The organism is Ferrovibrio sp. (assembly GCF_964218355.1).
Taxonomy (GTDB): Bacteria; Pseudomonadota; Alphaproteobacteria; order Ferrovibrionales; family Ferrovibrionaceae; genus Ferrovibrio.
In genome coordinates this window covers 162,170-174,196 of sequence record NZ_CAXPMC010000016.1, presented here as the reverse complement: position 1 = coordinate 174,196, position 12,027 = coordinate 162,170, and the positions used below count along the sequence as shown (strand labels likewise).

Below are 12,027 nucleotides of genomic sequence, written 5' to 3'. Positions count from 1 at the left end.
AAAACAGATGCTCTGGAAAATTGACCGCCGCCGCTTCCTGCAGGGAGCCGCCGCCACCACCGCCCTCGTGACGGCATCCGGCATCCGCGCCGCCCAGGCCGCCGAACCCCTGAAGGTCGGCTTCGTCTATGTCGGTCCGATCGGCGATTATGGCTGGACCCATGGCCATGACCTTGGCCGCAAGGCGGTCGAGAAGAAGTTCGGCGACAAGGTGAAGACCACCTATGTCGAAAGCGTGGCCGAGGGCCCGGATGCCGAGCGCGTGATCCGCCAGCTGGCCCAGCAGGGCCATGGCCTGATCTTCACGACCTCCTTCGGCTACATGGAACAGACCCTGCGGGTCGCCAAGCAGTTCCCGAAGGTGATGTTCGAGCATGCCACCGGCTACAAGACCGCGCCGAACATGAGCGCCTACAATTCACGCTTCTACGAGGGCCGCGCCATCCTTGGCCATATCGGCGGCAAGCTGACCAAGACCGGCAAGATCGGTTACGTCGCCTCGGTGCCGATCCCCGAGGTCGTCATGGGCATCAATGCCACGGCGATTGCGGCGCGCAGGGTGCGGCCGGATGCCGAGGTGCGCGTGGTGTGGGTGAATTCCTGGTTCGATCCGGCCAAGGAATCCGATGCCGCCAAGGCGCTGATCGACCAGGGCGTCGACATCATGACCCAGCATACCGACAGCCCGGCGCCGCTGCAGGTGGCCGAGGCGCGCGGCATCCTCGGCTTCGGCCAGGCATCCGACATGAAGCAGTATGCCCCGAAGGCGCAACTGTCGGCGATCCTCGACATCTGGGCCCCGCATTACATCGCGCGCGTCCAGGCCGTGCTGGATGGCACCTGGAAGACCCAGTCGACCTGGGAAGGCTTCAAGGAAGGCGCGCTGGTGATGGCGCCCTGGGGCGATGCCGTGCCGGCCGAGCTGCGCAAGGAGGCCGATGCCATGGTGGCGGATACCATCTCGGGCAAGTTCCATGCCTTCACCGGCCCGATCAAGAACCAGAAGGGCGAAGTGGTCGTGAAGGCGGGCGAGCGCATGTCCGACGGCGACCTGCTGAAGATGGACTGGTATGTCGAGGGCGTGAAGGCCTGAGGCCTCCGGTCTTCCGGACCAACCGGCGCGGGCGGCTTCGGCCGCCCGCGTTTTTTGCGTCAGCCGAGCCGCACGGCCAGCGACAGCAGGATGCCGGCCAGCAGCAGGGCCACGCCGGCAATCTCGCTGCGGGCCGGCCGCTCGCGGAAAATCAGATATGCCACCAGGAAGGTGAAGACCATCTCCACCATGCCCAGCATGCGGACATAGGCAGCCACCTGCATCGCCATCGCCGTGAACCAGCCGGCCGAGCCGGCGGCCGATGCCATGCCGACCACCAGGCCCGGCCGCCAGGCGGCGGCGACCCGGCGCAGTTCGCCCGGCTCGCGCCACAGCAGCCAGCCCAGCATCAGCAGGATCTGCACCGATACCGCCCAGGCGAGCGTGGTCGCCGCCGCCAGCGGCATGAAGGTTTCGTCCAGCGACAGCGAGGCAGCGCGGAAGCTGATCGCCGAGACCGCGAACAGCGCACCGGACCCGATCCCGATCAGCGCCGGCGTCTCGCGCCAGCCCCACAGGAAATCATGCAGCAGGTTGCGGCTGCCCTTCAGCGAGATCAGCAGCACGCCGACCGTGCCGATCAGGATGGCGGCGATGCCGCCGGCACTGACCGGCTCGCCCAGCATCACCATGCCGAAGGCAGCGGCCTGGATCGCCTCGGTTTTCGAATAGGCGGTGCCGACGACGAAGTTGCGCATGGTCAGCGCGAGGATCAGCAGGTTGGTGGCGAGAATCTGTGCCACCGCACCCAGCAGCATCCAGCCGAGGAATTCCGCATGCGGGGCGGGGGTCGGCCGGCCGGTGGCGAGGACGGTGGCGGCAAGATAGGCCAGCGCCAGCGGCAGGCCGTAGGCGAAACGGGTGAAGCTGGCGCCGTTGGTGCTGAGCCGGCCCTTGAGGTGTTTCTGCAGCGCCGTGCGGGTGGTCTGGCACGCCGCCGCCCAGATGGTGATCGGGATCCAGGCCCAGTCCACGATGCCCTGCCTCCGGCGGAAAACGGCTTCCTGCATAGGCCCTGTTGCCGCGGCGGGCAAATGAGAAGCGTTCCTGCCGCCCTTGAGACGAATTTGCCGGGCCGGACTGGCCGGCAGGTTTCGCTTGCATGCCGCGCTGCAGCGCTGTGAAGTGGAGCTGCGATGCGCAGGAGATCCCGCATGAGGCGCTGCTTCGGCCGGCCGGCTGGCTTTCTCGCTGCCAGCCTGCTCGCTGCCAGCCTGCTCGCTGCCGGCCTGGCTGCGCCGGCTGCGGCCGAAAGCCCGGCCGAAAGCTGGCGGGTGGCCTGTGACGAGAATTTCCCGCCCTACAATTATGTCGAGGCCGGGCGGGTGGTCGGCCTCGATGCCGAGATCGTCTCGGCGATCGTCCGCCAGGCCGGCGCCGAACCGAAGCTGCTGCCGCTGCCCTGGAACCGGGTGCAGCAGCTGCTGGAGCAGGGCGACCTCGACGCCGCCTTCCAGTTCGTCGGCCGGCCCGAGCGGTTCGAGAAGTATCACATGGTCGGCCCGCATCGCAGCGGCCAGACCGTCTTCGCCGTGCGCCAGGAATCCGACCTTGCCGATTATGGCGGCCTGGCCGGATTGCGGGGCCGCCGCATCGGCATGGTGCAGGGCTATACCTACGGCGCCGCCTTCGACACCGCCACGGATCTCGACAAGGATGCCGCCGCCGGCTCGAACGGCCAGCTGGTGCGCATGCTGGTGGCCGGCCGGGTCGAGGTGATCATCGGCGACCGCGAGACCCTCAGTTTCGAAGCCCGCCGCGCCGGCCTGCGCGAGCGCATCCGCTTCCTGCCGCGGGCCTTCGCCGAGGTGCCGCGCTACATCGCCGTGCCGCGGACAAAGCCGGTGGTTGCCGCGCGGCTGGCCTGGGCGCTGGGCGAGCTGCGGGCCAATGGCGGGCTGGCGGCGATCCTGCGCCGCTGGGAATGAACGGCGGCCGGGAGTGGCAAAGCAGCGGCAATCCGGGTAAACCCGCTGGCGATGTCTGCTGATCCCGCCCCCGCTTCCGCCCGTGCCCCGGTCATCGCCGTGGACGGCCCCGTTGCCGCCGGCAAGGGCACGCTGGCCCGCCGGCTGGCCGCCCAGTTCGGCTTTGCCTATCTCGATACCGGCGCCCTGTACCGGGCGGTCGGATCGAAGGTACTGCGCGCGGGCGGCGATCCCGCCGATGCCGGTGCCGCCACGGCCGCCGCCGCCGGCCTGGCCGAGGCGGACCTGAAGGCGCCCGACCTGCGGTCGGAGGCGGTCGGCCTTGCCGCCTCGAAAGTGGCGGCCATTCCCGGCGTGCGGGCCGCCCTGCTGGATTACCAGCGGAGCTATGCCGCCCGCCCGCCGGGGGGGCAGGCCGGCGCCATCCTCGACGGCCGCGATATCGGCACCGTGGTCTGCCCGGATGCCCGGGTGAAGCTGTTTGTGACCGCGCGGGACGAGGTGCGGGCCGCCCGTCGGCATAAAGAGCTGATCGACAAGGGAGAAAACGCCACCTACGACCAGATTCTGGCGGATTTGCGCCGTCGTGACGCCCAGGACCAGGCCCGCGAGACGGCGCCGCTGAAGCCGGCCGGGGATGCGCACTTGCTCGATACCTCGGATTTGGATATAGAAGCGGCCGTTGCGGCAGCCGCCGAGATCGTTGCCGCAGCCCTGAAGCCCTGACGCCGCTTCAGGCGGATCCACCGAACCCCCGGTCGCTGCGTCGGCGCCGGATGCCTGCACCGTCCCGCGGTCGCGCCCAGATCGGATCCCGAGCGGATCCCGCGCACCGGCAGGCCACCAACCCAGGGACATCCAGGAGACAATATGGCTAAAACCAGCGCTGTGCGGGCTGATGACAGCTCGTTCGCCAGCAACGAAAATTTTGCCGCCCTGCTCGAAGAGTCGTTCACCAGCTCCTCCGCCATGGAAGGCTCGGTGGTCAAGGGCGTCGTGGTCGCCATCGAGAACGATTTCGCGCTCATCGATGTCGGCCTGAAATGCGAGGGCCGCGTCCCTCTGAAGGAATTCGCCGGTCCGGGCCGTGCGCCCGAGATCAAGGTGGGCGACGTGGTCGAGGTGTTCCTCGACCGCATCGAGAATGCCCAGGGCGAAGCCGTCATCAGCCGTGACAAGGCCCGCCGCGAGGAAGCCTGGGAGAAGCTGGAGCAGAGCTTCAACGCCAACCAGCGCGTCGAAGGCGTGATCTTCGGCAAGGTCAAGGGCGGCTTCACCGTCGACCTGTCGGGCGCCGTCGCCTTCCTGCCGGGCAGCCAGGTCGACGTCCGTCCGGTGCGCGACATCGGCCCGCTGATGGGCCAGCCGTCGCCGTTCCAGATCCTCAAGATGGACCGCCGCCGCGGCAACATCGTCGTGTCGCGCCGCGCCGTTCTGGAAGAGAGCCGCGCCGAGGCCCGCAGCGAGCTGGTGTCCAACCTGAAGGAAGGCCAGATCCTCGACGGCGTGGTCAAGAACATCACCGATTACGGTGCGTTCGTCGATCTCGGCGGCGTCGACGGCCTGCTGCATGTCACCGACATCGCCTGGCGTCGCGTCAACCATCCGTCGGAAGTCCTCTCGATCGGCGCTACCGTCAAGGTGCAGGTGATCCGCGTCAATCCGGAAACCCAGCGCATCAGCCTCGGCATGAAGCAGCTGGAAGCCGATCCGTGGGAGGGCGTGAAGTCCAAGTACCCGGTGACGGCGCGCTTCATGGGCCGCGTCACCAACATCACCGACTACGGCGCCTTCGTGGAGCTGGAGCCGGGCGTCGAGGGTCTGGTGCACGTCTCCGAGATGAGCTGGACCAAGAAGAACGTCCATCCGGGCAAGATCGTTTCGACTTCGCAGGAAGTGGAAGTGATGGTGCTCGAGGTCGATCCGGCCAAGCGCCGCATCAGCCTGGGTCTCAAGCAGTGCATGTCGAATCCGTGGGATGCCTTCGCCGAGAAGCATCCGGTCGGTTCGAACATCGAGGGCGAGATCAAGAACATCACCGAGTTCGGCCTCTTCATCGGTCTCGATGGCGGCGTCGACGGCATGGTCCATCTGTCGGATCTCGACTGGAACAAGCCGGGCGAGCAGGCGATCGCCGAATACCAGAAGGGCCAGGTGGTGCAGGCGCAGGTGCTCGACATCGATGTCGAGAAGGAGCGCATCAGCCTCGGCATCAAGCAGCTGGCCAATGACCCCTTCCAGTCGCTCGGCGACCTGAAGAAGGGTTCGGTGGTCACCTGCACGGTGGCTGCGGTCGATCCGCGCGGCCTGACCGTCAGCGTCGGCGACGGCGTGCAGGGCTACATCCGCAAGGTGGAGCTGAGCCGCGACCGCGACGAGCAGCGCCCGGAGCGCTTCTCGGTCGGCGACAAGCTGGATGCCAAGATCGTCACCATCGACGGCCGCGCCCGCAAGCTGACCCTGTCGGTCAAGGCGCTGGAGATGGAAGAGGACCGCAAGGCGATGGAGCAGTATGGCTCCACCGACTCGGGCGCCTCGCTGGGCGACATCCTGGGTGCCGCCATGCGCAAGAAGAAGGACGACGAGGCCGGCCAGTAAGCCGCCTCGCTTCCGGACAGACTTCGGGAAACCCCGGCGGTGCGATCCGCCGGGGTTTTTCTTTTGGCGCGACCGGGCTGCGGCCGGTCAACATATTGAAAAGACGGGACAGAGGCCGGCCGGCACCGGCCTGCTGCGAGCCAATTGCAGCCAAGTGCGTCCAATTGGATGCCAATTCGAGCCAATTCGATGCCCATCGGCGCCAATCGGCGCCCATCCGGTGCCGGTTGGCACCCGTTCCCGCCCATCCGCGCCGGGCATCGCCCGCAGGCTTCCGGTCCGGGGCTTTCGGCCCGGGGCTTCCGGTCCGGGTCCGCCGGGTGCCCGTGACAGATCAGGGCGGGGCAGATCGGGGCGGGACAGATCGGGTGGGGCAGGCCGTGCCATGCAGGCATGCCTCCCACAGGCAGATTCACGATGTCCGGCAGCAGGGCTTTATGTGAAATATAGAACAAAAAATGAACTATTGCAATAAGGTTCAATTTTCAGCCACAAGAACTGCCTTAGGTTGTATTTGTTTCGAAGGAATTAGGGGGCGGCTGCATGGGGAGCGGAAGATGAGATTGCATCAATTAACGATTGAAGGGTTTCGAGGCTATCTGGAACCCACGTCTTTTACACTTGAAGCCTTTACCTCGATCATTGGCCGAAACGACGTGGGAAAGAGCACTTTGCTGGAGGCGCTTCGTATCTTTTTTGATGAAGAGAAGCCTGATGCCGAGGACCTAAATGTCCGCAGCCAAGAGCGGATAATTCGCATTTCCTGTCAGTTCGAAGATCTGCCATACGAAGTGGTTCTTGATGCGCAAGCGAGAACAACGCTCGCGAAAGAGCATCTTCTAAATGCAGCGGGAAGATTGGAAATTCTAAAAGAGTACGATCTCAGTACGGCAAAGATGGCTGTGCGCGTGTTTGCATTGGCGCTACATCCTGTCGTGGCTGGAGCGAATGATCTGCTGCAGTTGAACAACGCAAAGCTCAAGGCGCGGGCCCGAGAAATTGGTGCGGCACTTGAAGAGGTGGATGAGCGAGTAAACTCGGATATTCGCAACAGCATCTGGAGGCACGTTGGTGCATTAAACTTACAGCCCACCAAGGTTCCGTTGAGCGAAGAGGACGGAAAGAAAATATGGGCGCAAATTCAGAGGTACCTTCCTGCATTTGCACTGTTTCAGGCTGATCGCCCAAGTCGCGATGATGATTCTGAGATCACAGACCCGCTTGATGCGGCGGTCAAAGAAGCCGTTAGGGCCATGGAGGGGGAGTTAGACAAGATAAAGGAAGCTGTTCGAGCGAGGGTTGAGGCTGTCGCGCAACAGACATTAGAAAAGCTTCGAGAGATGGACGCATCTCTAGCGGATGCCTTAAGACCGACCCCAAAGGCAGAACCTAAATGGGCATCATTTAAATTTTCTCTGACAGATCAGAATGCGGTGCCGATAAACAAACGTGGGTCCGGAGTCCGACGCCTAATTTTGTTAAATTTCTTCCGTGCTGAAGCGGAGCGCCGGCAAGCTGAAAGTGGCGCTCCCGGGATTATTTACGCCATAGAAGAACCCGAAAGCTCTCAGCATCCAGTAAATCAAAAGATGCTAATAAACGCATTGATAGATCTTAGTGAAGCCTCCGGAGTTCAGGTGATTGTAACGACGCATGTGCCCGGAATTGCTTCGTTAGTTCCTTCATCCGGCATTCGCTACGTCAGGCGTGATGAACTTCTCCATCCAAGGATTGTTGATGTCGATGATGAGATACTAAGGGTTGTCGCAGATCAATTGGGTGTTTTACCAGATAACAGGGTGAGGCTTCTCCTGTATGTCGAAGGCCCCACGGATGTTATTTGCCTTGAGCATCTCTCAAGACTTTATGGCCATATAGATTTGGCTACAGACCCTCGCGTTGCATTTGTTGTTACGGGTGGTGGAACGCTCAAGCATTGGGTCAATCGCCGCTATTTACGTGGTTTGCACAAACGCGAAGTTCATTTTTATGACCGCGATAATGAGGCAGGTTATCAGGCGCAGGTCGACGAAGTGAATGGTAGGGGAAATGGGGATTTTGCGTTGCTAACCTGCAAGAGAGAAATCGAAAATTATCTTCATCCTGATGCAATACTGAACGCACTTAATGTTCGAATTGCTGTTGATGATGATTGCGATGTTCCATTGCTGGTAGCTCAACAGATTCATTTGATGGCCGACGGTGCTCGGCCGTGGGATCAACTGGATGATGCTGATATAAAGAAAAAGGCGAGCAATGCAAAACGCCGCCTGTGCGGAGAGGCCGCGTCTAGAATGACCTTGCCAATGCTTCAAGAGCGAGACGCCAAGGGTACGTTGGATGGTTTATTCCGCCGAATACAGGCGATGCTGGCAGAGTAGCTTTGATTGTTGCAGCTATTGGATTTGTGTCGCCCATGCCATACTGCTCTGTATGCGTCCGCTGGTGCGTCCCCTCTGGTCCGGTCTCGGCCTGCTGGCCACCGGCCTCGGCATTGCCGGGGTGGTGCTGCCGCTGCTGCCGGCGACGCCGTTTTTCCTGCTGGCGGCCTTTGCCTTCGCGCGGTCCTCGCCCCGGCTGCATGCCTGGCTGACCGGGCATCGCCGTTTCGGTCCGGTGATCGCCGACTGGCAGCGCCATGGCGCCATCGCGCGGCGGGCCAAGGTTACGGCGGTGGCCGTGATGGTGCTGACCCTGGCGGCCGGCGCGCTGGCCGGGCTGCAGGCCTGGCTGCTGGGGGTGCAGGCCGCCGCGATGGCCGGGGCCGCCGCCTTCATTCTCTCGCGGCCGGAACCGCCGCGTGATCCGGCCGCGGCTGCGGCGGAGGCCAGGGCGGATGCGGCAGAGGCGGCCGGCGACGATGCGGGCGCCGCGGGCGGCTAGCTGTCCGCGGCCTGTTCGGCGCGCCGTTCTTCGATCTGATCCTGGAAAGCCTGCACGGTGCGCAGGATCTGGTCGAGGCGGACCGGCTTTTCCAGATAGCGGTCGAAACCCATGGCGATGCCCCGTTCGGCATCGCCGGACATCGCGTTTGCCGTCAGGGCAATGACCGGTATCGCCTTCAGGGCGGGGTCGGCCTTGATTTCCCGCAGCACGTCGTAGCCGTTCATGCCGGGCAGGTTGATGTCGAGGAAAATCAGGTCGGGCCGGCGGGTCCGCGCGGCATGGAGGCCGCCAAGGCCATCCGGCGCCTCGATCACCTCCACATTCTTGAGCACGGCCATGAAATGCCGGAACAGCTGCCGGTTATTCTCGTTATCCTCGACATACAGAACCCGCATCGGCCCGGTCGCCGCCGGAATCTGCACCGGCAGGCCGGCCTCGGTCCGGGCCAGATCGTCCACGCTGTCGGCTTCGGCCTTCAGCATGTCGACCCAGAACACGCTGCCTTCCCCTTCGGTGCTTTCGAAACCGACCCGGCCGCCCATCATCTCGGCGAGGTTCTTCACCAGCGCCAGTCCGACGCCGGTGCCCTCGACCGTGCCCTGTTCGGCGCCCATGCGGTTGAAGGCCTGGAAGGCGCCGGCCTGGCGGCCCTGCGGGATGCCGCGGCCGTTATCGGCCACCCGGATGCGCACGAAATCGTCGGACAGGATTTCGCAGGAGAATTTCACCCAGCCGCCGCGGCGGTTGTACTTGATCGCGTTGCTGCCGAGATTGATCAGGATCTGTGAAATCCGGGTCAGGTCGGCGGAGATGAAAAGGTCGTCCGGCGCCACGCCCCTGGCATCGATCGTCACCCGGTTGCGCTCCGCCAGCGGCTGCAGCGTGGCCACCGCCGATTTCACCGTGGCGACGACATTCACCGGCTCGATGGAAACCGAGATTCGGCCGGCCTCGATCTTGCTCAGCTCCAGCACCTCGTCCATCAGCTTCAGCAGATGCTCGCCGCTTTTCTTGATGATGCTGGCATATTCGGCCTGCTTGTCGTTCAGCTGGCCGAAAAACTGTCCGACCAGAAGATCGGCAAAGCCGAGGATGGAATTCATCGGCGTGCGCAGTTCGTGGCTCATCGAGGTCAGGAAGGCCGATTTTGCCCGGGTCGCTTCCTCGGCCGCCTCGCGGGCGGCTTTCTGCGCGATTTCGGAGGCCTTCAGATCGCTGACATCGAAAACCAGGACATAGAAGCCGAGCACCGTTCCGTTCTGGATGTCCGGCAGGTAATGGGCCTGTGTCGCATGGGTCTTGCCGGTCTGATCGGTCAGGTCCCGTTCGAATCTTTGCGGCTCGCCGCGCAGGGCGGCCTCGACGAATGGCCGGTTTTTCTCGAACAGGGCGTCGCCCAGCAATTCGCGCATGTGCCGGCCCTTCAGCCAGCCCGGGGTGACCCCGAACCAGTGTTCATAGGCATGGTTGGCAAAACGGTTGTGCAGGTTGCTGTCCCAGTAGGCGATCATCGAGGGAATCGCATTCAGGATGTTTTCCAGATCCCGCCGCGCCGTGTCCAGATCGGCCGTGCGTTCGGCCACGCGGGCTTCCATCTCCTCCAGCAGGGCGCGGACCTTCTGCTCGGCCTGGTACCGCTCCTCGATGTCGGTGTTCGAGCCGATCCAGCGCATGACCTTGCCGGCGCTGTCGAGGATCGGCTCGGCACGGGTATAGAACAGGCGGTACTGGCCGTCATGCCGGCGGATGCGGAACTCGACCCGGAAGGAGGTGCTGGTCGCCACCGATTCCTGCCAGGCAGCCACCAGTCCGTCGCGGTCATCCGGATGCACCTGGTCGAGCCAGCCTGCACCAAGCTGGGCCTCGGCCGGAATGCCGGTATAGCGGGCCCATTGCTCGCTGAGGAAGTCGCAGGCCCCCGAGGCATCGCAGGTCCAGACCAGCTGCGGCAGGGAATTGGCCAGTTCCTGCCAGCGCTGCTGGGCGGCCGAGAGGACCTTGATGGCCTCGCGCTCGGCCGACACGTCGGTCACGCCGGCCACCACCAGCCGCTGGCCGCCGATATCCATCGGCGCCAGATGGATCTGGGCCGGGAATTTCGAACCGTCGCGGCGCCGGGCGATCACCTCGCGCTGCCGGCCCATCACCCTGACGGCATAATCGTATTGCCGGCGCTGCTGGGCATGGGCAATGCGGAATTCTGCCGGCATCAGGTCTTCGATCTGCTTGCCGGCCAGGGCTTCGGTGCTCCAGCCGAACAGGCCGGCTGCGAAGGGATTGGCGCGCACGATCCGGCCGTCCTCGTCGGCCACGATCAGGGCCTGCGGCGCGGCATCGACGATGCCATAGGCGAAAGATTCCTGCTGCCGCTTCATGGTGCCGGACCGTTCGCGGTTCCGCGCAATGCCATAGGCGGCGATTGCCAGCAGCAGGCCGATGCCGGCGATCACCCCGCCCAGCAGCCAGGGGGAAACCGCTCCATGCTTGGCGAGGAAGGCGGGCAGGATATGGTAGCGGACGAGCCAGCGGCGGCCGAAGATCACGATTTCGGCAGTGGTGGCCAGCCGGCCGTCCGTGACGGCGGCCGGATCGAAGCCGGGAGAGGCATAGAAGCTGGTTTCCTCGGCAGTATCGGTCAGCGAGAAGGCGATCTCGTCCCGGCGCGGCCCCAGGTTATGCAGCACCTCGCCGACCACCAGCGGCGAATAGGTCCAGCCGACCGTGGCCGCCAGCCGCTCTTCCGCATTGGCGGGATGGGCCTGCCCGGCATAGACCGGCAGCAGCAGCAGGAAGCCGTGATTGACCTCGCCGGTGGCCTGCACCAGCGTGATCGGCGCGGTCAGCTGCGGATTGCCGCTGCGGGCCGCGGCGATGGCGGCGCCGCGCCGGTTCGCCTCGGAGGCGATGTCGAGGCCGGTGGCGCCGCCATTGCCCTCCAGCGGGTAGATATACTTGATGACAAACCGTTCGCCGGCATTCGGGGCGAGTTCGCGGATGGCGAAAAGCGGGAAATTGTCGGCCCGGGCGGCCTGGGCGAAGGCGGCGGAATCGGCATTGGCGACGCGGATGGTATAGCCGATGCCGCGGGCGCCGGGAAATTCCCGCCGCAGTTCGCGGGATTCGTAATAGCGTTCGAACTGCAGCCGGGTGATCCTGTCCGGCCCGGCGGTCAGCACCACGCCGCGCGCGCCGCGCAGGCCGTATTCATACAGCTGGAAGCGATCCGCGATCAGGCCGCTGAATTCGGAGGTCAGGCCGGCAAACTGGGATGCATAAAGACGGTCCTGGCGGTCCCGCTGCAGGAATCCGGCCGTCAGGCCGGACAGGATCGACGCGGCGGCAATCAATGCAGCAAGCCCCGCCGGGAAACCCGAACGTTCCGTCAACCCGCTTCCCCCGCATTCTTCTGCACAAGATATACTTGAGGCTGGTTCAGCCACTAATATATATGCTTGGCGTGGTGCCGGACCAGCATTATTCCACCCACGAGGGCCCGGCGCTGGGGTGCTTCGGTGTGATTTC

The 12,027-nt window shown here is 64.3% G+C and carries 8 protein-coding genes; 6 read left to right on the top strand and 2 right to left on the bottom strand.

Annotated elements, in window-relative coordinates:
- The first annotated feature begins 7 nt into the window (after window positions 1-7).
- Window positions 8-1,093, top strand: coding sequence for a BMP family ABC transporter substrate-binding protein (locus tag ACEQZY_RS10050; protein ID WP_341702481.1), 1,086 nt, complete (start codon window positions 8-10; stop codon window positions 1,091-1,093).
- A 59-nt stretch (window positions 1,094-1,152) separates the two neighbouring features.
- Here ACEQZY_RS10050 and ACEQZY_RS10045 read toward each other — a convergent pair whose 3' ends face one another.
- Window positions 1,153-2,067 carry an EamA family transporter gene (locus ACEQZY_RS10045; RefSeq protein WP_370153977.1) on the bottom strand — a complete coding sequence of 305 codons (915 nt, stop codon included), beginning with the start codon at window positions 2,065-2,067 and terminating at the stop codon, window positions 1,153-1,155.
- A gap of 180 nt (window positions 2,068-2,247) precedes the next feature.
- Between ACEQZY_RS10045 and ACEQZY_RS10040 the strand changes: the two genes are divergently transcribed.
- From ACEQZY_RS10040 to ACEQZY_RS10020, 5 genes are all read left to right on the top strand, one after another.
- Window positions 2,248-3,021 carry a substrate-binding periplasmic protein gene (locus tag ACEQZY_RS10040; RefSeq protein ID WP_370153975.1) on the top strand — a complete coding sequence of 258 codons (774 nt, stop codon included), beginning with the start codon at window positions 2,248-2,250 and terminating at the stop codon, window positions 3,019-3,021.
- Window positions 3,022-3,072: 51 nt separating this feature from the next.
- Window positions 3,073-3,747, top strand: a complete 675-nt coding sequence (cmk, locus tag ACEQZY_RS10035) for a (d)CMP kinase (protein WP_370153973.1) — start codon at window positions 3,073-3,075, stop codon at window positions 3,745-3,747.
- 144 nt (window positions 3,748-3,891) lie between these two features.
- On the top strand, window positions 3,892-5,619 hold the full coding sequence (gene rpsA, locus ACEQZY_RS10030) for a 30S ribosomal protein S1 (protein WP_341705645.1): 1,728 nt from the start codon (window positions 3,892-3,894) through the stop codon (window positions 5,617-5,619).
- Between the two features lie 557 nt (window positions 5,620-6,176).
- On the top strand, window positions 6,177-8,000 hold the full coding sequence (locus ACEQZY_RS10025; protein WP_370153971.1) for an ATP-binding protein: 1,824 nt from the start codon (window positions 6,177-6,179) through the stop codon (window positions 7,998-8,000).
- A 64-nt stretch (window positions 8,001-8,064) separates the two neighbouring features.
- Window positions 8,065-8,502 carry a YbaN family protein gene (locus ACEQZY_RS10020; RefSeq protein ID WP_370153969.1) on the top strand — a complete coding sequence of 146 codons (438 nt, stop codon included), beginning with the start codon at window positions 8,065-8,067 and terminating at the stop codon, window positions 8,500-8,502.
- Here ACEQZY_RS10020 and ACEQZY_RS10015 read toward each other — a convergent pair.
- Window positions 8,499-11,891: a CHASE domain-containing protein gene (locus tag ACEQZY_RS10015; RefSeq protein ID WP_370153967.1), complete on the bottom strand. Its 3,393-nt coding sequence runs from the start codon at window positions 11,889-11,891 to the stop codon at window positions 8,499-8,501. The two genes, ACEQZY_RS10020 and ACEQZY_RS10015, sit on opposite strands and share 4 nt — an antisense overlap.
- Between the last annotated feature and the right edge of the window lie 136 nt (window positions 11,892-12,027).

Bases quoted from the DNA above. Each gene is read 5' to 3' on its own strand.
- ACEQZY_RS10050 (WP_341702481.1), top strand. From the start codon at position 8: ATGCTCTGGAAAATTGACCGCCGCCGCTTCCTGCAGGGAGCCGCCGCC.
- ACEQZY_RS10040 (WP_370153975.1), top strand. From the start codon at position 2,248: ATGAGGCGCTGCTTCGGCCGGCCGGCTGGCTTTCTCGCTGCCAGCCTG.
- cmk (WP_370153973.1), top strand. From the start codon at position 3,073: ATGTCTGCTGATCCCGCCCCCGCTTCCGCCCGTGCCCCGGTCATCGCC.
- rpsA (WP_341705645.1), top strand. From the start codon at position 3,892: ATGGCTAAAACCAGCGCTGTGCGGGCTGATGACAGCTCGTTCGCCAGC.
- ACEQZY_RS10025 (WP_370153971.1), top strand. From the start codon at position 6,177: ATGAGATTGCATCAATTAACGATTGAAGGGTTTCGAGGCTATCTGGAA.